At 72.3% G+C, this 18,178-nt stretch carries 22 protein-coding genes; 6 read left to right on the plus strand and 16 right to left on the minus strand.

The annotated features are described in order from the left end of the window. The first annotated feature begins 58 nt into the window (after positions 1 to 58). On the plus strand, positions 59 to 931 hold the full coding sequence (gene purU / locus AC07FN_RS29360) for a formyltetrahydrofolate deformylase (protein ID WP_478398523.1): 873 nt from the start codon (positions 59 to 61) through the stop codon (positions 929 to 931). A 1-nt stretch (position 932) separates the two neighbouring features. On the opposite strand, the gene AC07FN_RS29365 is transcribed toward purU, so the two are convergent. After that, positions 933 to 1,364 carry an oxidoreductase gene (locus AC07FN_RS29365; RefSeq protein WP_478398524.1) on the minus strand — a complete coding sequence of 144 codons (432 nt, stop codon included), beginning with the start codon at positions 1,362 to 1,364 and terminating at the stop codon, positions 933 to 935. On the opposite strand from AC07FN_RS29365, the gene AC07FN_RS29370 reads away from it, so the two are divergent. After that, the gene (locus tag AC07FN_RS29370; protein ID WP_478398525.1) at positions 1,341 to 1,754 is read left to right on the plus strand and encodes a MerR family transcriptional regulator; all 414 of its coding nucleotides are present in this window, start codon (positions 1,341 to 1,343) and stop codon (positions 1,752 to 1,754) included. The two genes, AC07FN_RS29365 and AC07FN_RS29370, sit on opposite strands and share 24 nt — an antisense overlap. 52 nt (positions 1,755 to 1,806) lie before the next feature. Here AC07FN_RS29370 and AC07FN_RS29375 read toward each other — a convergent pair whose 3' ends face one another. From AC07FN_RS29375 to AC07FN_RS29405, 7 genes are all read right to left on the minus strand, one after another. Beyond that, entirely contained in the window at positions 1,807 to 2,355 is a 549-nt protein-coding gene (locus AC07FN_RS29375; protein WP_478398526.1) for a YbaK/EbsC family protein, read from the minus strand. Between the two features lie 42 nt (positions 2,356 to 2,397). After that, on the minus strand, positions 2,398 to 3,093 hold the full coding sequence (locus tag AC07FN_RS29380) for an alpha/beta fold hydrolase (RefSeq protein WP_478398527.1): 696 nt from the start codon (positions 3,091 to 3,093) through the stop codon (positions 2,398 to 2,400). 38 nt (positions 3,094 to 3,131) lie between these two features. Beyond that, entirely contained in the window at positions 3,132 to 3,416 is a 285-nt protein-coding gene (locus tag AC07FN_RS29385; RefSeq protein WP_132489869.1) for a DUF2516 family protein, read from the minus strand. A gap of 48 nt (positions 3,417 to 3,464) precedes the next feature. Beyond that, entirely contained in the window at positions 3,465 to 4,103 is a 639-nt protein-coding gene (locus AC07FN_RS29390) for a hypothetical protein (RefSeq protein ID WP_478398528.1), read from the minus strand. 5 nt (positions 4,104 to 4,108) lie between these two features. Beyond that, on the minus strand, positions 4,109 to 4,513 hold the full coding sequence (locus AC07FN_RS29395; RefSeq protein WP_478398529.1) for a helix-turn-helix domain-containing protein: 405 nt from the start codon (positions 4,511 to 4,513) through the stop codon (positions 4,109 to 4,111). A gap of 148 nt (positions 4,514 to 4,661) precedes the next feature. Beyond that, the gene (locus AC07FN_RS29400; RefSeq protein ID WP_478398530.1) at positions 4,662 to 5,051 is read right to left on the minus strand and encodes a VOC family protein; all 390 of its coding nucleotides are present in this window, start codon (positions 5,049 to 5,051) and stop codon (positions 4,662 to 4,664) included. Positions 5,052 to 5,065: 14 nt separating this feature from the next. Next, positions 5,066 to 5,290, minus strand: coding sequence for a hypothetical protein (locus AC07FN_RS29405; protein ID WP_478398531.1), 225 nt, complete (start codon positions 5,288 to 5,290; stop codon positions 5,066 to 5,068). A gap of 98 nt (positions 5,291 to 5,388) precedes the next feature. Between AC07FN_RS29405 and AC07FN_RS29410 the strand changes: the two genes are divergently transcribed. Then, positions 5,389 to 5,931 (plus strand): CGNR zinc finger domain-containing protein, encoded by a 543-nt coding sequence (locus AC07FN_RS29410; protein WP_478398532.1) that lies wholly within the window; start codon positions 5,389 to 5,391, stop codon positions 5,929 to 5,931. 239 nt (positions 5,932 to 6,170) lie between these two features. Here AC07FN_RS29410 and AC07FN_RS29415 read toward each other — a convergent pair whose 3' ends face one another. After that, complete coding sequence (locus tag AC07FN_RS29415) at positions 6,171 to 7,379, minus strand: DUF445 domain-containing protein (RefSeq protein ID WP_478398558.1); 1,209 nt, start codon at positions 7,377 to 7,379, stop codon at positions 6,171 to 6,173. A gap of 196 nt (positions 7,380 to 7,575) precedes the next feature. On the opposite strand from AC07FN_RS29415, the gene AC07FN_RS29420 reads away from it, so the two are divergent. Then, the gene (locus AC07FN_RS29420) at positions 7,576 to 8,745 is read left to right on the plus strand and encodes a pyridoxal phosphate-dependent aminotransferase (protein ID WP_132489879.1); all 1,170 of its coding nucleotides are present in this window, start codon (positions 7,576 to 7,578) and stop codon (positions 8,743 to 8,745) included. Positions 8,746 to 8,760: 15 nt separating this feature from the next. On the opposite strand, the gene AC07FN_RS29425 is transcribed toward AC07FN_RS29420, so the two are convergent. The 4 genes from AC07FN_RS29425 to AC07FN_RS29440 all read right to left on the minus strand — a co-directional run bounded on the left by AC07FN_RS29425 (position 8,761) and on the right by AC07FN_RS29440 (position 13,640). After that, complete coding sequence (locus tag AC07FN_RS29425; protein ID WP_478398533.1) at positions 8,761 to 11,376, minus strand: CHAT domain-containing protein; 2,616 nt, start codon at positions 11,374 to 11,376, stop codon at positions 8,761 to 8,763. Further along, positions 11,373 to 11,846, minus strand: a complete 474-nt coding sequence (locus AC07FN_RS29430; protein ID WP_478398534.1) for a hypothetical protein — start codon at positions 11,844 to 11,846, stop codon at positions 11,373 to 11,375. The genes AC07FN_RS29425 and AC07FN_RS29430 overlap by 4 nt, the downstream gene beginning before the upstream one ends. Then, positions 11,843 to 12,427: an RNA polymerase sigma factor gene (locus AC07FN_RS29435; protein WP_132489885.1), complete on the minus strand. Its 585-nt coding sequence runs from the start codon at positions 12,425 to 12,427 to the stop codon at positions 11,843 to 11,845. The genes AC07FN_RS29430 and AC07FN_RS29435 overlap by 4 nt, the downstream gene beginning before the upstream one ends. A gap of 88 nt (positions 12,428 to 12,515) precedes the next feature. Beyond that, the gene (locus AC07FN_RS29440) at positions 12,516 to 13,640 is read right to left on the minus strand and encodes a S8 family peptidase (protein WP_478398535.1); all 1,125 of its coding nucleotides are present in this window, start codon (positions 13,638 to 13,640) and stop codon (positions 12,516 to 12,518) included. A 267-nt stretch (positions 13,641 to 13,907) separates the two neighbouring features. On the opposite strand from AC07FN_RS29440, the gene AC07FN_RS29445 reads away from it, so the two are divergent. Next, positions 13,908 to 14,624: a hypothetical protein gene (locus tag AC07FN_RS29445; RefSeq protein WP_478398536.1), complete on the plus strand. Its 717-nt coding sequence runs from the start codon at positions 13,908 to 13,910 to the stop codon at positions 14,622 to 14,624. 257 nt (positions 14,625 to 14,881) lie between these two features. Here AC07FN_RS29445 and yczR read toward each other — a convergent pair whose 3' ends face one another. After that, positions 14,882 to 16,327, minus strand: a complete 1,446-nt coding sequence (yczR, locus tag AC07FN_RS29450) for a MocR-like transcription factor YczR (RefSeq protein ID WP_478398537.1) — start codon at positions 16,325 to 16,327, stop codon at positions 14,882 to 14,884. 61 nt (positions 16,328 to 16,388) lie between these two features. Between yczR and yczE the strand changes: the two genes are divergently transcribed. Then, the gene (yczE, locus tag AC07FN_RS29455) at positions 16,389 to 17,036 is read left to right on the plus strand and encodes a membrane protein YczE (RefSeq protein ID WP_478398538.1); all 648 of its coding nucleotides are present in this window, start codon (positions 16,389 to 16,391) and stop codon (positions 17,034 to 17,036) included. Positions 17,037 to 17,234: 198 nt separating this feature from the next. Here yczE and AC07FN_RS29460 read toward each other — a convergent pair whose 3' ends face one another. Both AC07FN_RS29460 and AC07FN_RS29465 read right to left on the minus strand, forming a co-directional pair. Beyond that, entirely contained in the window at positions 17,235 to 17,441 is a 207-nt protein-coding gene (locus tag AC07FN_RS29460; RefSeq protein ID WP_093269367.1) for a hypothetical protein, read from the minus strand. A gap of 42 nt (positions 17,442 to 17,483) precedes the next feature. After that, entirely contained in the window at positions 17,484 to 18,116 is a 633-nt protein-coding gene (locus AC07FN_RS29465; protein ID WP_478398539.1) for a maleylpyruvate isomerase N-terminal domain-containing protein, read from the minus strand. Positions 18,117 to 18,178 lie beyond the last annotated feature (62 nt).

An 18,178-nucleotide genomic window follows, 5' to 3' on the forward strand; every position in this document is an offset into this window, starting at 1 on the left:
GTCACGCGGCTCGGCCTGTTGCCGGTACAGCCATTGCTACCTGCGATAATCACCGGCCGTGAGCCCTTCCGAACGTCGTTTCGTCATCAGCCTCGGGTGCCCGGACCGCACCGGGATCGTCGCCCGCATCGCGACCTTCATCGCCGAGCACGGCGGCTGGATCGTCGAGGCCGGCTACCACACCGACATCAACACCGGCTGGTTCTTCACCCGGCAGGAGGTCCGCGCGGACTCGCTGCCGTTCGGCATCGACGAGCTGCGCCGCCGGTTCGCCGCCGTCGCCGACGAGCTCGGCAGCCGTACCGACTGGCGGGTGGCGGACACCGGCGAGCGGCGGCGCGTGGTGATCCTGGTGTCGAAGGAAGGCCACTGCCTGCACGACCTGCTCGGCCGCATCGGTTCCGGGGAGCTCGACGTCGACCTGCGCGCGGTGATCGGCAACCACCAGGACCTGGGCCCCATCACCGAGGCGCACGGCATCCCGTTCCACCACGTGCCGTTCGGCAAGGACCCGGACTCGAAGGCGGCGGCGTTCCGGGAGGTCCGGAAGCTGGTCGACGACCACGATCCGAACGCGATCGTGCTCGCCCGCTTCATGCAGGTGCTGCCGCCCGAGCTGTGCGAGGCGTGGGCCGGCCGGGCGCTGAACATCCACCACAGCTTCCTGCCGTCGTTCGCCGGCGCGCGCCCGTACCACCAGGCGTACGAGCGCGGCGTGAAGCTCATCGGCGCGACGTGCCACTACGTGACCGCGGAGCTCGACGCGGGACCGATCGTCGAGCAGGACGTGATCCGCGTGGACCACACCGACGACGTGACGGACATGGTCCGCAAGGGCCGGGACGCCGAGAAGCTCGTGCTGGCCCGGGGCCTGCGCGCGCACCTCGAAGACCGGGTCCTGGTCCACGGCCGCCGCACCGTCGTCTTCTGAGCTACCGGGGCGGGGCCGCCGGGTAGGCGGTGTAGCCCTCGGGGCCGTTGGTGCAGAGGCGGGTTTCGTCGATCTCGGCCAGCGGCGCCCCGGTGGCGATCCGGTGCGGCAGATCCGGGTTCGAGATGAAGAGCCGCCCGAAGGACACCCGGTCCGCGCGGCCCTCCTCGACCAGCGCCGCCCCGGCCTCGGGCGTGGTGGGATGCCCGAACCCGGTGTTGCCGATCAGCGTTCCGGTCCACCGTGGACGGAGGTCCCGCAGGGCCGGGTAGCGGCTGTTGTCGGTCAGGTGCAGGTATGCCAGGCCGAGGGGTTCGAGCGCGTCGACGAGCGCCCGGTACACCCGAGCCGGGTCCGCCTCGACGAGCCCGGTCAGCGGATTTCCCGGCGACAGCCGGATTCCGACGCGGTGCGCACCGATCGCGGCCGCCACCGCTTCGGCCACCTCGACGGCGAACCGGACCCGGCCGCGGCCGCCGAGCTGTCCCGCCGCACCGGGGCGAGCGAGCGCGCGCTGCGCTACTACGAGCAGCAGGGACTGCTGACTGCCGCCCGGACTCCGGGCGGCCACCGCGAATACGCCGAGTCCGATGTGGGCAAGGTGACGCTGGTGCAGCGGCTGATCGGGGCCGGCGTGTCGAGCGCGAAGATGGCGGAGATCTTCCCGTGCGTCTTCGGCGGCCACTCCAAACCCACCGTCGAGGTGGTCGCCGACCTCTGCCAGGAACGGGAGCGGATCAACGGGATGATCGACGACCTCATCGCGTCCCGCTCGATCCTGGACGACATGATCACCGAAGCCCGGGTCGCCGCCGGCGTGTGACTCCGGGACGTGAGCGCGAAGGCCGGCGAGAACCGGCTTCCGCGCTCACGGTTCAGCGGCCGAGGCCCTCGAGGACTTCTGCGCCCGGGAGCTGCGCCAGGAGCTCGCCCGGCGTGATGATCTTGCTTCGCCGGACACCGCTGCCGACGACCACGGCCGGGGCCACGGCCACCTCGGAATCCACCAGGATCGGCCAGTCGGCGGGCAGCCCGAACGGCGTGATCCCGCCGTACTCCATGCCCGTGAGCCGCACCGCGTCGTCCATCGGCGCGAACGACGCCTTGCGCACGTCCAGCCGCCGCTTGACCACGCCGTTGACGTCGGCACGGGTCGTGGCGAGCACCACGCACGCGGCGTAGCGCACCTCACCGGCGCGCTTGCCCGCGACCACCACGCAGTTCGCCGACAGCTCCAGCGGCGAGCCGTACTTCTCGCAGAACTCGGCGGTGTCCGCCAGATCCGGGTCGATCTCGGTCGCCCCGATCCGCTCGTCGTCGAGCTCGCGAACCGCGGCCACGACCGGCTCGGCGAGCAGTTCGAGGCGCTCCAGCGCCGACGTGACGTCCAGCGTTCCAGCCGCCGCAGACCAATCAACACCCATGACCAGACAATACGAATCCCGGCGGAGCGGCCGGACGCGGGTTCAGCCCACGAAGTCCACCAGCAGGCGGCGCAGCTCCCGGCGGTGCGTGAGCATCGGCGCCGGGGAGGGCATGACCTCCAGCCGCGCGCGGGCGAAGGCCGCGGCCACCGCCTTGGCGACCTCGGCCGGGTGCAGCGGATCGTCGGTGGCGCCGATGACCAGCACCTCCGACCGGACACCGGCCAGCACGGCGGCGTCCGGCACCGGAACCTGTTCCGGCAGCTCGCGCAGCGCGTCTTCCAGCCGCAGCAGCGCCTCGGCGCGGCGTTCGACGTAGTCGCCGACCTCCACGCCCTCGGGCAGGTCTGCGGCCACGGTCTCGCGCAACGTCTCGCCGCCGGCCGCGACCGCCGCCGCGAGCCGCTCGAACGCCCAGGTCGCAGCTACCTCGCGCGGCCTGTCCAGGGCGGCGGGCAACAGCAGCGCCAGCCGCTCGAACCGGTCCGGGTGCTCCGCGGCGATGCGCGTCAAGGCGCCGGCTCCGAGCGAGACGCCGACAGCGCGGGTCGCCTCGACCTCGTCCGCCACGGCGAGGACATCTGCCGCGATCGAGCCGTAGTTCCAGTAGTCCGGCGGCGCGTCGTCGGCGCTGCCGTGGCCCGGGAGCGCCAGGACGACGCGGGTGCCCGGCAGCCCGGAGGCCGGGATGCGGGCTTCGCCTTCGGTCGCGCCCAAACCGTGCACGACCAGCGTCACCGGGGCTCCGCGGCCGTGCGCCGTCCAGCGAGCCCCCACTACCAGGACCGCCCCTGGACTTCCTTCACCTTAGGCCGGACGTCAACGATGTAGACCAACGAGGCGATCAGCCCGGCGATCCAAATGATCGTGAACGGTCCCAGCGTGCTGAAGATCAGCACGAGCGCGGCGACGCCCGTGATGCCCATCCAGGCCAGCTTGTTCAGCTTGTCCACGGCGGTGAAAGCATCCGCGCGCTGCGACGCAGCGTGCACGAAAGCGAAAACCCCGACCGGGATGCCCGCAATCCAGATGATCGTCAGGATCCAAAGCGCCAGCTCCACATGCACACCCTACGTGGTCGCCGGCGCAGTGGGCACCCTGCCGGACCGTCAGCTCTCGCTGGACTTGCTGGTCGGGGACTTCTTCGCGGCGGTCGACTTGGTCGTGGTCTTGCGCGTGGTGGTCCGCGCGGCCGTGGTCTTCGCGGCGGGCTTGGCGGCGGGCGCCTCGGCCTCGGGCTCGGCGGCCTTCGGCTCCTCGGCGGCAGCTTCCTCGGTCTTGCCGAACGGGCGGCTGACCTTGCCGAGCACGTCGTCGGCCAGGTCGCGGACCTCGTCGACGGTGTCCTCGACCTTGCCCTGCGCGGTGCCCACCTGGTCCCAGACCTTCTTGACCTGCGGCTGGTCCTGCAGCCGGTGCAGCGTCTCCTCGCCGCGCTCGGCCAGGTAGTCGTAGAGGTTCTTCGCGGTCTGGCTGTAGGCGTCGACGCGCTTGCGCAGCTCGGCCGGGTCGAACTTGTCGCGCAGCTCGCCGAAGTCGCCGGGCAGGTCCTGGCGCGCGGCCTCGGCGCGCTCGTTGAGCTGGGTGCGGACCTTGTTGACCGCCTCCACGAGAGCCTGGGCGGCGAGGTCACCGGCGCCGAGCGCGGCGAGCAGCGGGGTCCGGGCCTGCTCGACGGCCTCGCCCAGGGCGTGCGCGGCCTGCTCGCGCACCTTGTTCACGTCGTCGGTCTTCGGGAAAGCCGGCATGGCGGTCACTCCTCGGGTTGCTCGGTATCCCCGTCCGCCGCGGTGTCGTGCTCCCGCCGGAACGAGGCGTAGATGTCCAGAAGCACTTGTTTCTGCCGCTCGTCGAGCTCCGGGTCGGCGAGGATCGCGTCCACCACCGGCCCGCTCTCGCGGCGCTCCAAGATCCCGGCCTGCACGTAGAGCGCTTCGGCGGAGATCCGCAGCCCCTTGGCTATCTGCTGCAGGATCTCCGCGCTGGGCTTGCGCAGCCCGCGCTCCACCTGACTCAGGTAGGGGTTCGACACGCCGGCGAGTTTCGCCAGCTGCCGCAACGAGATCTGGGCATTGTTGCGTTGCGTCCGGATGTAGCTGCCGAGGTCGCTGACCGCCTGGTTGACGGCCTTGTTGACGGCTTTGTCCACGCGTTCCATCGGGCTAGCACCTTTCCGGTCGCCAACCACGATACGCATGAGTGCTAACTCTTGCAAGCACCCTGCTTGCACTCGATCGGGCAGCCCCGCCGTCGTTGCCGGCGACAGCGGGCCAAGGCGGCTTCCAGGAGCAGGCCCGCTCCGGCGATCAGTCCTCACCGGCGCACATGCAGAACGGGTGGCCGGCCGGGTCGGCATAGACGCGCCACTTCGCATCCGGCTGGTCGGACGGTTGCGGCAGCAGTGTCGCGCCCGCCGCGATCGCCTGCTCGTGGCCCTCCGCGAGCGTCCGCACCCGGATGTCGAGGTGCATCATCTGCGGCACGTCCCGGCTCGGCCAGGTCGGCGGACGGTAGCCAGGATCACGCTGGAACGCCAGCCGCGCGCCGCCGGCCGGGTCCACGAGCTCGATCCAGCCCTCGTCGGCCTCGGAGTCGTCGATCTCCTCCCAGCCCAGCAGCCGCCCGTAGAACTCGGCCAGCGCCCGCGGGTCCGGGCAGTCGATCGCGAAGGCGGCCAAGCGCAAGGTCGTCGTCATCGTCATCCCTCTCGTCAGTTGAGGCAGCCGCGCGGAGCCGGGCCGGGGTCCACCGCTGCGCCGGGCCGCAGCGCCGCCGTCGCCGAGGCCCACCAGTTGGCGAACCGGTCGAGCCACGCGGGACGGAGCCGCCCCCCTTCCTTCAGCGCCCGGTCGATCTCGGCACCGCGCGCGGCCCGCGCAGTCAGCTCGCGACTGCTCTCGGAGTACCCGTGCGGCTCGATCTGGATCGGATTCACCGCCACACTCCAACCTGTCAAACACGTTCACCGGTTACTAACCGCTGTAGTGATTATGTTGGTTACATGAGGTCGGCACAACCCCCTATTGGCTTACGATGGTGTTCGTGAACAGCAGAGCTGTCGCTCCGGAGGTGGATCGCCCGTCGGCGCCGGAGGGCGTCGAACTCGACTTCGACCACGACATAGAGCTGGTCCTGGCCTTCCTGAACACCTGCGACGCCGAGAAGGGCACCGAGATCCTGGACGATCCCGGGCAGTGGCAGCAGTGGTGCATCGACCAGGGCCTCGGCAAGGCACCGGGCGTCGATGCGGCGCGGGAGATCCGGGACTCCATGCGCAACGCGGTGTCCTGCGGCGTCCGGCCGCAGGCGGGTTTCGAAACGGCCTGGCCGGTCCAGGTCCGGTTGCACAACGGCGTTCCGACGCTGACCGGCGGCGATGCGATCGGGAGCGTGCTGGTGGCCGCGGCCAGGCTGGTGCACACGGGGCGCTGGGACCGGATCAAGATCTGCCCGGCCGACGACTGCCTGTGGGCGTTCTACGACCGCTCCCGCAATCGCTCCCGCACCTGGTGCTCGATGCGCGTGTGCGGCAACCGCGAGAAGGCCCGCTCCTGGCGGGAACGCCACACCGGCTGAAGAGCTCGTTTCCAGGCTCGTTTTGGGTAGCGGTGCGAGTGGCGGCCCCTGCGGGAGTCGTTGCCGCCTTCTCGCTGTGGGATCCCCGACATCATGAATGCCAATTCATGAATGCCAATTCACCGCATCGGAGCTGTCCTCCCGGGAAGACCTCTGAGAACCCGCGGCGACGCAAACGGCGAGGGTGGGCTAAGCGGCTGCGCCGCTCCAAAGACGAAGGCCCGCCCTCCCTGCGGCGCTCAGAGGAACAGCTGGGAGAGGGTGTAGATCAGCAGGCCGGCGAGGGCGCCGACCACGGTGCCGTTGATGCGGATGAACTGCAGGTCCCGGCCGACCTGGAGCTCGATCTTGCGGGACGTCTCCTGCGCGTCCCAGCGCTCCACCGTCTCCGTGATCAGCGTGGTCAGCTCGTCGCGGTAGTTGGACACCACGTACACCACGGCGCCCTCCACCCAACCGTCCACCTTGGACTGCAGCTCCGGCTCCTCGACCAGCCGGCGGCCGAGCGAACGCAGCCCTTCGCGCACCCGCACCCGCAGCTCGCTCGACGGGTCCTCGGCCGCGTCGAGCAGCATCTTCTTGGCGGTGCCCCACGCCGAGGAGACGAGGTTCTGCACCTCCGGGTGCTCCAGCACCTGCTGCTGGATCTGCTCGGCCTTGGCCATCGTCTTCGGGTCGTTCTGCAGGTCGTCGGCGAACTCCACCAGGAAGCGGTCGACGGCCTTGCGCATCGGGTGCTCCGGGTCGGTCTTCACCGCCCACGCGAACGACAGCACCTCGGCGTAGATCTTGTCGGCCACGATGGTGTCGAAGAACTTCGGCGACCACGACGGCGCGCGCTGGCTGACCACGCGCAGCACGGTCTCGTGGTTGTCCCGCACCCAGTCGTAGGCCCGGTCGCAGATCAGATCGACGAGCTTGTGGTGCGAGCCGTCGGCGAAGACCTGGCCGAGGATCCGGCCCAGCGGCGGCCCCCAGGGCTGGGCGAGCACCTTGCGCACAACCGCCTGCTCCAGCACGGCCTGCACGTCCTCGTCCCGCAGCACCTGCACGGCGCCGCGCACCGCCGTGGCCAGCTCCGAGGTGACCCGCTCGGCGTGCTCGGCGTCGTCGAGCCAGCCGCCGAGGCGGCGGCCGATCTCCGCGCGGCGCAGCTTGTCCCGCACCACCTGCTCGGCCAGGAAGTTCGAGCCGACGAAGTCGCCGAGGCTGCGGCCGATCATGTCCTTGCGGGTCGGGATGATCGCGGTGTGCGGGATCGGCAGGCCCAGCGGCCGCCGGAACAGCGCGGTGACCGCGAACCAGTCCGCCAGCGCACCGACCATGCCGGCCTCGGCCGCGGCCCGCACGTACCCCACCCAGGCACCGGCGCCGGCGTTCTCCTGCCAGCGGGCGATCACGTAGATCAGGGTCGCGAGCAGGAGGAACCCGCCGGCCACCGCCTTCATCCGCCGCAGGCCACGGCGCTTGTCACTGTCGGTTTCCGCTGTCGGCTGCACATACCGATTGTGGCAGCGCTTGAAGAGCGCCGACGCGCCACGGCGATCCGGCAGCGGCTGCGGGCCCCGCAGCACCCGCTGGTCACCGACCACAGCGCGAGACGACCGAGCGTCGCACCGGCAGTTTCGACTACCCTGCGGAAACGTGCGTACTCCTGCCCTCACCAGCCGGTTGCGGCCCTTCACGTCCACGATCTTCGCCGAGATCACCGAGCTCGCCCGGCGGACGGGCGCGGTCAACCTCGGGCAGGGCTTCCCGGACACCGACGGTCCCGCGGGCATGCTGCGCGTCGCGCAGGAGGCCATCGCCAACGGCGTCAACCAGTACCCGCCGGGCGCCGGCGAGCCGGACCTGCGGGCCGCGATCTCCGAGCACCGCCAGGCGCGCTACGGCATCGAGCACCGCCCCGAGGACGAGGTGCTGGTCACAGTCGGCGCGACCGAGGCGCTGACGGCCGCGATGCTCGCCCTGGTCGAGCCCGGCGACGAGGTGGTGCTCGTCGAGCCGTACTACGACTCGTACCCGGTCGCCATCGCGATGGCCGGCGGGGTGCGCCGGACCGTCGCGCTGCGGCAGGGCCCCGACCACCGCTTCGAGCTCGACGTCGAGGCGCTGCGCGCCGCCGTCGGGCCGCAGACCCGCGCCCTGGTGCTGAACTCGCCGCACAACCCAACCGGCACCGTGTTCACCGACGCCGAGCTGGCCGTGATCGCCGAGGTCTGCCGCGACAACGACGTGATCGCCATCACCGACGAGGTCTACGAGCACCTGATCTTCGACGGCCGCAAGCACCGCCCGCTGGCCACCCTGCCCGGCATGGCCGAGCGGACGCTGTCGATCTCCAGCGTCGGCAAGAGCTTCAGCGCCACCGGCTGGAAGATCGGCTGGATCTGCGGCCCGGCCGAGCTCGTCGCCGCCGTGCGCGCGGCCAAGCAGTTCATGACCTTCGTCGGCGGCGCACCGTTCCAGCCCGCCGTCGCGCACGCCCTGCGCAACGAGCTCGACTGGGTCGATCGGTTGCGCGACGACCTCCAGCGCAAGCGGGACCGGCTCGCCGGCGGGCTGACCGAGGCGGGCTTCGACGTGCTCGCCAGCGAGGGCACCTACTTCATCTGCGCCGACGTCCGGCCGCTGGGCTTCGAGGACGGCGCCGAGCTCTGCCGCTCGCTGCCGGAACGGATCGGGCTCGCCGCGATCCCGGTGCAGGTCTTCTGCGACCACCCGGAGGACGCCAAGCACCTGGTGCGGTTCGCCTTCTGCAAGCGCGACGAGGTCCTGGACGAAGCGATCCGGCGCCTCCACAAGCTCCGCTGACGCGGCACGTTCCGGTCATCGACCACCTCCGTACCCGAGGCAGACGAACCCGGTTTCGCCGTGCTCCGCTTGGGCCTCCGCCAGCGCCGCAGCGGCGGGGCGGCCCGCGCGGAGCGCGCGGTGCAGCGACGTCATCACGCCTGCCGTGCGCTCGTCCGGGACCGGCACGACGCTGGCGATCACCGTCGCGGTGCCGCGCCCGAGGAGCGTGGTCGCCAGGCCGCTGAGCTGGTCGCCCCGGCTGACCGCCGATCGGCCCACGTCGCAGGCCGACAGCACCACCGTGGTGGGGCCGCGGTGCAGCCGGTCCAGGTCGTAGGCGTACAGCGGCCCGTCGGCGAGATCCACGCACGACAGCAGCGGTTGGTCGTCCCGGAACCGGCCGTGCGCGGCGATGTGCACGATCGCCGCCCCGTCCACAGTGGATAGGACTCGCTCCGAGATCGCCTCGGCGCCCACCAGCAGCCGCCCGCCCGCGACCGCGTGCAGACCCTCGACCTCCCGCTCCGCGTGCTCCAGGCCGGGGCCCGCGACCCACACCGGCGCACCGGCCTGATCGGCGCTCCGCGAGTCCGATGCGCCGCGCAACCAGCACCGCAACGACGGGCTCACGGTCACGCTGCGCCCGCGGCACGCCGGTAGCGCCGCCCACGGGAGCACGTGCAGGCGCCCGGTCGGGATCACGACGAGCTGCCGACCTCGTTCGAGCGCGGGCAGCACCGGCGCGAGCAGCTGCGCCTGCAGCTCCTCCGCCTCGCGGCGCGCGCTCATCTCGAAGACCGGCGCCGCGCTCGGCGCGGTGCCCACCGCCTGCCGCGCGAGCAAGTGCCGGAGCCGGGCCGCGCGGCCTTCCGCGTTCGCCTCCGGACCGAGCACGTGCAGCCGGACATCCCCATCCACAATGGACACCGCGAACAGCCGATCGCCGTGGGAGAAGAGGCTGAGCAGCACGGAATCGCCGAGCTCCGCGATGACGTCGTCGATGCCGCCGGGCGCCCGGAGGCCGCTGGTGCGGCCGCGCACCAGCATCGCGCGGTGGCGCACCTGCTCCTCCAGCTCCGCGATGGTGGCCAGCGCTTGCTTCGGGTCGCGGCTGCCCTCCAGCACCGCGGCGCGCAGCCGCACCAGCGCGGAGTTCAGCCTCGAATCCGTCGGCGGCCGCAGCACCCGGCGGTGCAGCGCGCTGCACCGCGACCGCTCGGTCCAGCGCAGGACCAGCCGCGGATCGCCCGTGCGGAGCGCGGCGCCGACCGCGATGTCGCCCAGCTCGCCCGCCAGACCGAGCGCGTGCACCCGCAGCTCGAAGGCCGCCATCCCGGCCGCTTGGCCGTCAACGGCCTGCAACCCGCCCCGGCACGCCGCGAACACCCGGTCCACATCGCCGTCCTGGTCGGCCAGCAGCGCTTCGGCCAGCCACCCCAGCGCCCGATGTTGCGGAGGCCCCGAGAGCTCGTCGCGCAGCGGGACGCACAGCGCGAAGAGCTTGCGGGACAACGCGTGCATCCCCGCGCGGGCAGCACTCCGACCGGCGATGAGCCGCAGCTCGGCCGCAGGCCCGATCCACCCGGCCTCCTCACACGCGGCGGCGGCTCGCCGCGCGGCCCCGAAGGCGTAGCGGGAACACTGGCCGCCGCGCAGCTTCGCCTGCCACGCGATGGCCGTCGCCAACGCCGCCCACGCCGGGCGCCGCTGAGCGCGGAACAACTGCCGTGCGCTGCTCGCGGCCTCGGCGGCGGCAGCCGCATCGCCGTCCCGCAGCGCGCAGCCGGCCAGCGCCAGCCGGGTTTCGGCGAGCCGACCGGCCCGGCCGCAGGCGGCCAACCGGTCGGCCGCGTGCTCCATCGCCGCCCGGGCCTCGCCGCGCAACCCGGCCGCCGCCAACGCCTCCGCCCGATCGACCAGCGCCTCCGGGTTCGACTCGACGTCCAGCCCGGCGGCCACCGCCTCCTCGAACAGCCGCAGCGCACGCGGCAGGTCACCGGCCCGGAACGCGACGCAACCGCGGTTGTGCAGGCAGCCCGCCGCCCGTGCGGTCCTGCCGTCCGAGGCGAAAACCCGTTCCGCGGCGGCAAGATCCGCCTCCGCCGCGGCCAACCTGTTGGTGTACAGGTTCGCCAGGCCACGCCCCAGCAGTGCGTTCGCCCGCCAGCGCCGATCGTCGCCCGCCGACAGGCTCCGCAACGCCCGGCTCAGCTCCGCTATCGCTTCGTGGTGCTGGTCGCTCTGGCAGTGCAGGAGGCCGCGCAGGCAGGCGGCCCGGGTCTGGTCCGCAGCGGGCAGCGACGGCTCCGCCGCCACCAGCTGCGCCCAGCTCGCGCTCGTCGCGCCGCGCTCCATCTCGATCCACGCGAGCGTGAGCCGCAGCTGCGCGGCCCGCTCCGGCTGCCCGGTCCGGTTGGCCGCGGCCAACCCGAGGCGCGCGTGCCGCTGCGCCTGTCGCACCTTCCCGCGCTCGACCGCGGCGAGCGCCGCGATGTGCCGGGCGAGCACCCTCAACTCCGCGTCGCCGGTGCCCGACAGCAGTTCCTCCGCCTTGCGCATGGCCGGCTCCGGTGCCGCGCCGGCGTTGTCCCGCCACCACAGCGCCGCGGTGATCTCATCCGGCGGTGCCACCGCCGTCCCGGCGCTCAACAGACCAGCCAATCGGCGACGGCGGGCGCCGACCGGAGCGGCCGGAACACCACGCTGATCGGGCCGCGGGGCACGTCGGCCACCCGGAACGCGCCGTGCTCGTCCAGCGGGCCCGCGCATTCCCCGGCCGGATGGCGGAGCACGACCTCGCCCGCCGGCGGGACGTGGCCCGCCCGGTTCAGCACCATCCCGGACGCCCGGTACTGGCCGGTCACGGTCGGGAGCAGGTCGATCTCCAGCACCCGGCCGGGCATCGCGAAGGTCAGCACCCGCGGCTCCGGCCGCCCGGACCGGATCCTCGCCGGCGACTCCGCCGAGTCGCCGACGAGCTCCAGCGCCATCTGGTCCGGGTGCGGCGAGCGCCGCGCCATGGCCGAGTACGCGCCCGCCAGGGCGTGCTCCGGAATCGGGTCGCAGGACTGGAACATGTCGCGCAACCGCCACAGCTCCGACGGCATCCACCGGCTCATCCCGCCACCTCCTCCGGGACGTCGGCGGCCAGCATGAGCCGCCGCAGCTCCGCCAGGCAGCGGCTCTTCTTCGGCCCGATCGTTCCCCTCGGCATCCCCAGGGCCTGGCTGACCTGGGAATAGGTCGTCTCCGGCGCGACCGCCAGCACCCGCAGCAACTGCTGGCAGCGCTGCGGCAGCTGGGCGAACGACTGCGCCAGCCGCGAACTCGTCATGGCCCGCAGCACCTTGTGCTCCGGGTCCTCCGCGTGGTCCGGCGGCCCGAGATCGCCGGAATCCAGCCCGACCGGCGATTCCCGCCGCCGCGCCCGGCGCAACCGCATCGACTCCCGCCGCGCGGTGGTCACCAGCCACCCGGACAGCGACTCCGGTTCGCGCAGCCGCCCCAGGTTCTCCGCCAGCAGCAACCAGGTGGCCTGGTAGATGTCCTCGGCGTCCGCGTTGTTCGTCGTGAACGCCCGCGACACGCCCCAGACCACCGGCGCGTTGCGGTCCACCAGTTCCTGCCACGCCTGCTGATCACCGGATGCCGCGCGGCGCAACAGCACCGTCGACGTCCGGGCCTCCCCGACCTCGTGCACGACCAAGCACCTCTCCCCGTTCGGCGATCTTCTTTCCTCCCGCGTAATAAGAGGAAGCAGAGGTGCTCGTAGATTCACTTCGCGCCGATTACCGCTCGAACGGGTAACGCCGACGAGCAAGATCGCGTGCCTCGTTCGGATTCAGGCCGTCCCGCAAGGCGTTCGCAGCGGCGGCGGCCACCTGCGGCGCGGCGAACGACGTCCCGCTCCAGCGCGCGTAGCCGAATCGGCGATCGCCGCCGGGAGTCATCCGCACGAAGCTGCTCGCCACATCCACCCCGGGCGCGGCGGCATCGACCCACGGTCCGGAGTTGGAGAACTCGGCGACCGCGCCGTCGGCCCCGGTCGCTGCCACCGCGACCACCGAAGGCAGCGCCGCAGGCCAGAACGGCCTGGTCTGCGCGTGATTTCCAGCGGCGGCGACAACGACGGTGTCCGGCCAGTTGCTCACCTCCTCGCGCAGGACCGGCGGGCACTCGTCGTCCGCGGTGTGGCAGCCGGCGGTCAGCACGGCGACCCCGATGCGTTCGCCGCGCGCCTCGGCCGACCGCCGCAACGAACGCAGCCCGGTCGCGACGGTGCAGTCATCGGTGAACCCGAGCGACGAAAGCACCCGGCGCGCACGGATCACCGCGCCCGGCGCGTGTTGCAGCACCACGCCGCTGACGAACGTGCCGTGGCCCGCCTGGCGGTCCTGGCCCGCGTCGCCGTCGGCGTCCAGCACCTCCGGCACCGCCTCGAACCACGGCCGGTCCTGGAACCACGGGTGCGGGTCGCACCCGGTGTCCAGCACCCCGACCACGACCGGCGGATCCCACTGCCGCGACGGCGGTTCCGGAAGTGCCGGGCCCGCCTGCGCATCCTCCCCGGTTCCCCACATCACCGGCATCCCGTACATGATCGAGCAGCCGAAGTGCACGTGGTTGGCGGCGACGCCCGCCTCCCGGGCGAGATCGACGCACCGGTCCCGCTCGGCGCCCCGCAGCCGCACCCTGGCCAGCAGCAGCTCGTCGTCGTGCTGCACGTCGTCGACCCAGCGGCGGTAGCGGTCGAGGACCGGATCCAAGTCGCTCGCCGGCGCGATGAGCTCGCCCCGCCGCACAAGGCATTCGCCGCTGCCGCCGGGATCGTGCAGCAGCAGATCGTGCCCGTGGGAAGCCCAGAACTCCTGGAGTTCGCCGATGCTCAGCCGGATTTCGCGCTCTTGATCCACAGCGGACACTGTGCCGGGCACCCGATCTGTCCACTGCGGACACGCCGCCGCCGGCCGCCGACCTCACCCGTACGACGACGCCGGAGATCTTTCCTGGTCGCCCGATTCCGTGGAGAATGCGAGGGCGACCGCCGCACCCGTCGCGGTCGATGCCCCGAAACCGCCACCTCAGGTGGTTGAATGCTCACACCGCGCCGATCACCCCGGCGCACCCGACGCCAGCGCCGCGCCCGGCCGCGCGGACCCGACCGACAGGCGGTGGTGACCGTGACGGGAGCCTGCGCGCAGCGCAGTCCCTGGTCGCGGCTCCGCGCGCTCGCGACGCGGGCGGCGTTCATCGGCGGCCTGGGCATCGGCGGGTGGCTCGGCATCACCGGCGCCGCCGATGCAGTCGAGCTCGATCCTCCCCGGATCGAGGTGGAGCACGTCGTCGTCGACCTGGTAGCGAAGCCCGACACCGAGCTCGATCCGGTGGCACGGCCCGTGGTCGAGCCGCCCGAACCGGCAGCACCCGCGATCGAACCACCTCGAATCGACCGCCCGGTCACGCCGATCGGCGAAGCCGACCAGCCCACCGCCATCGCCGACGACACCGACGATGTCCCGTCGGCTCCGGCGACGTTCGCGCCACCACCGCACGAGCACGCCGCCGCGCCGGCCACCGCCGATCGGGCAGCTCTGCTGCCGAAGCGGTCGCCGGTACCCACCACGGCCGCCCGGACCCTCCCGGAACCCCGGGCCCCGGCCGCCCCGTCCCGCATCACGCCACCGACCAGCCCGGCGCCGGAACCACCGACGCCCCCGGCACCGGCCACATCGCTGTCCGCAGGAACGACCTCCTGGGGCGGCGGGCTGCGAGGTCAGCTGGCGATCCTGCCGACCGGCCCCGACCAGGCCGGATCGGCCAACGCCGGCGTCGCCAGCCCGGAAGACCGGCCGGCGCCCGGCGTCCCGTCATTCGAACCATCTACGTCGCCCGACTGACGCTGCACCGAGCCGCTCCGGCGGCAATCCTGGGGAAACGTTCGCACCCACCAGCTCCGAGCCGGCCGTCTGCGCCCGGCCGGATCGGAATCGGGGCGCCCCGGCCTATCCCCGGCAAAGTCGGTGACCTGGCGGAAAGCCGAGGACTGGGCCCCCGGAGCCCCGGTGCCGCAATGCCCCTGCGGCACCGGGGCGGCGCCCGCGGTCGAACCGCCCGTCGGCACGACGAGGGGCCGTGCCGACGGGCGGTCGGCTGTTCAGGCGAGCGGCGCCGTCAAGACGGTCGGGCCGGGCCCGTCCGGCATCGACGACGCCGCCGCCGCGAGACGGCGGATCGCCTCTTCCAGCTGATCGACCGGCAACGTGTACGGGACGCGAATCCAGCGCTCCAGCGAACCGTGCACCGAGAAGCGCACCCCCGGCGCCACCCGCACACCGTGCTGCTCCGCCGCCACCGAGAGCCTGCTGCTGACCGGTGCGCCGATGTCGCACCACAGCGAAAGGCCGCCGTCCGGGACGCGGAAGCGCCAGTGCGGCAGGTGTTCGCGCAGGGCCGCGATGAGGTGGTCGCGGCGCTCGATCGCCTCGGCGCGCCGACGCTCCAGCAGCCGGTCGGCGTCCCGCAGCAGCTCCGCCAGCACCAGCTGTTCGAGGACCGGGCTGCCGAGGTCCACCGCGGCGCGGCCGACCACCGCGCGCTGCACGAAGTCTTCGGACGCGCGGATCCAGCCGAGCCGGATGCCACCCCAGAACGACTTGCTCGCCGACCCGACCAGCAGCGCCCGATCGGTGAACGAGGCCATCGGCAGCGGCGCATCGTCGCCGGTCAGGTCGATCTCGGCGAGCGTCTCGTCGATGACCGAGGTGGTGCAGGTGCGCGCCAGCTCCCGGGCGAGCCGCTCCCGGCCGGCCGCCTCCAGCCGGATTCCGGTCGGGTTGTGGAAGTCCGGGATCAGGTACGCCAGCCGCGGCGAGGTCTGCCGCAGACTCGCGGCCAGGAGCTCCAGGTCCCAGCCGTCCGCGACCATCGGCACCGCCACCGGGGCGGCGTTGAGCCCGCGGATCGCCTCCAGCGCGTTCGGGTACGTCGGGTGCTCCACGAGCACCCGCTCGCCCGGCGACACCAGCATCCGGAGCAGGAGCGCGAAGCCGTGCTGCGCGCCGCTGGTGACGAGGATCTGGTCCGGGTTGGTCGGCAGCCCCCGTTTCGCGTAGCGCTCGGCGATCTGTTCGCGCAGCTCCGGCAGCCCGTGCGGCTGGTAGCCGTGGCTGGACAGCTGCTCGGCGAACCTCAGCCGCGCTTGATCCACCGCGGCGCACAGCTCCGGCGGCGCGCTCGGCGTGGCCTGCGCGAGGTTCAGCACCTCGCTGTCCGCGGCCGGGAACCACCCGCCGTGGGATTCGTTGCCGCGATCCCGGTCCGGCAGCTTCACCCACGACCCGGCCCCGCGCCGGCTCGCCACGAAACCTTCTTCGCGCAGCCGGTCCAGCGTGCGCGCGACCAGCGTCCGGCTGACTTCGAGGGCGTCGGCGAGCTCGCGTTCCGCCGGCAGCCTCGTGCCCGGCGGCAGTCGCCCGTCCAGCGCCAGCTGCCGAAGAGCCGCGGCCAACGCCTGGGAGGACGGGCGCGCCGTGCCGCGCCAGGAACCGAGCAATTCGACGAGCTTGTGGCCGTGGATGTGCGCGGACGGAGTGAACGACATGTGACCAATATAGTTCAATTGGCTATCGACTTTAAGTCCAATCGCAGGATAGAAAGTCCACATGGCGTCAACATCAGCCCCAGTGGACCTCTCACCGCTCCCGATCCGCACCCGGCCGCTGCTCCGGTTCGGGCAGCTCTTCGGCGGCCTGGTGCTCTTCGGCGCCAGCATGGGGTTCATGGTGCGGGCCCAGCTGGGCCTCGACCCGTGGGACGTCCTGCACGAGGGCCTGTCCGAGCGGCTCGGCTTGAGCTTCGGGGCGGTCACCGCACTGACCGGCGTGGCGGTGCTGCTCGCCTGGCTGCCGCTGCGCCAACGGCCCGGCATCGGCACGGTCGCCAACGTGGTGGTCATCGCATTCGCGGTGGACATCACACTCGCCGTGACACCACCGGTCGACGCGCTACCGGGGCAAATCTTCCTGATGACCGCCGCCATCGTGCTCAACGGAATCGCGACGGCGGTGTACGTCGGCGCGCGGCTCGGCCCGGGCCCGCGGGACGGCCTGATGACCGGCCTGCACGCTCGTACCGGCTGGTCTGTGCGCCTCGTCCGCACCGCCATCGAGCTCAGCGTCCTCGCCGCCGGATGGCTGCTGGGCGGCACCGTCGGCGTCGGCACCGTGCTCTACGCGTTGGCCATCGGGCCGCTGACCCAGTTCTTCCTCCGGTTCGCGGCGGTCCGGGAGAAAAAAGATCTCTGCCCCTAGAGACATCTCGGATACCACGAAGTAGCATGGACGCCGTCCACCTGACCCCCAGGGGTGGACCTTGACGCCCCCGCACTCCCGGTAACCCCCAGGCCGGTTGAGCGCGGGGGCGTCCCTACTTCTCCGGTCTGTCGGTGCTGTTCAGGACGTGGTTCTGCGGGGCCGCAGCCCCGCCACCGCCACGCAGAACGAGCCCTGTCAGGCCGGCGGGTGGAGGCCGGAGAGGTGGCCCTTGCCGCCGCACTGCGGGCAGGTCCGCCATTCCGCCATGGTCATGCCGGTCTGCATGTCCTCGGTGGCCTGCACGACGTAGATCCGCGGCTCGCTGAGCTTGCGGAGTCCGCCGCAGGTGAAGCACAGCGCGTTGGGGCCGCCCGCCAGGTCTGGCTCCTCGTTGTCCGGCATGCGCCGATCCTTCCACGCCTCGGAGCCCGGCCGATCCGGGTGTCAGATCGCGGCGATCGTGGCAGGTGCGCGCTCCGCCCGGCTCAGCGCCCGCAGCACGGCCGTCTGCCCGTGCCGCCGCACAGCGAGCTGCGAGAGCAGCGCGAGCACGTGGTCGTATACCTCCGGCGGCAGTTCCGGCGTGGCGATGCCCACGCTCGACGCCAGGTCGTCGGAGTGCACCGCGATCTCCATCATCCGGGTGATCAGGAAGTCGTCGATGTGCAGCACCCGCCGGGAGAACGCCACCGACCGGTCCGCCGGCGTCGCGGGCAGGGCCGAACGAAGATCTCGAACGGCCGAGTCGACCTCGGCGACCAGCGCCGCGGCTCCCTCGGTCGCGAGGTCCTCGCCCATCTCCCGGAGCCGGACGTTGACCTCCGCGTTGACGTCGGCGCCGATCCACTCGCTCTGCGCGTAGTAGCCGAGGAGCGGCACGGGTCCTTCTTCCGGTTCCGCGGCGGCGAGCACCCGGGGAACGAAGAGGACCTGCGAGGCCAGGTGCCCGGCCAGCCCGCGGACGCTGAACTCCGCCAGGGCGCTGGGCCGGTCCCACGCGGCCGCGACCGCCGGATCGCCCAGCACCTTCGCGGTCGATGCGGCTGCCTGCAGATAAGCCTCTCGGATCTCGCTCATCCCAATCCCTTCCCGATGCCGACGCCGTTGATCAAGCTATCGGCCGGGTACGACAACGGGAC

The sequence above is a fragment of the Saccharopolyspora sp. NPDC045941 genome (assembly GCF_056431445.1).

Coding starts and splice junctions, on each gene's coding strand:
- AC07FN_RS29375 (WP_478398526.1), bottom strand. CDS start 2,355: ATGGGTGTTGATTGGTCTGCGGCGGCTGGAACGCTGGACGTCACGTCG.
- AC07FN_RS29390 (WP_478398528.1), bottom strand. CDS start 4,103: ATGCCGGCTTTCCCGAAGACCGACGACGTGAACAAGGTGCGCGAGCAG.
- AC07FN_RS29395 (WP_478398529.1), bottom strand. CDS start 4,513: ATGGAACGCGTGGACAAAGCCGTCAACAAGGCCGTCAACCAGGCGGTC.
- AC07FN_RS29400 (WP_478398530.1), bottom strand. CDS start 5,051: ATGACGACGACCTTGCGCTTGGCCGCCTTCGCGATCGACTGCCCGGAC.
- AC07FN_RS29410 (WP_478398532.1), top strand. CDS start 5,389: ATGGTGTTCGTGAACAGCAGAGCTGTCGCTCCGGAGGTGGATCGCCCG.
- AC07FN_RS29415 (WP_478398558.1), bottom strand. CDS start 7,379: ATGAAGGCGGTGGCCGGCGGGTTCCTCCTGCTCGCGACCCTGATCTAC.
- AC07FN_RS29430 (WP_478398534.1), bottom strand. CDS start 11,846: ATGAGCCGGTGGATGCCGTCGGAGCTGTGGCGGTTGCGCGACATGTTC.
- yczR (WP_478398537.1), bottom strand. CDS start 16,327: ATGTCGTTCACTCCGTCCGCGCACATCCACGGCCACAAGCTCGTCGAA.
- yczE (WP_478398538.1), top strand. CDS start 16,389: ATGGCGTCAACATCAGCCCCAGTGGACCTCTCACCGCTCCCGATCCGC.
- AC07FN_RS29460 (WP_093269367.1), bottom strand. CDS start 17,441: ATGCCGGACAACGAGGAGCCAGACCTGGCGGGCGGCCCCAACGCGCTG.
- AC07FN_RS29465 (WP_478398539.1), bottom strand. CDS start 18,116: ATGAGCGAGATCCGAGAGGCTTATCTGCAGGCAGCCGCATCGACCGCG.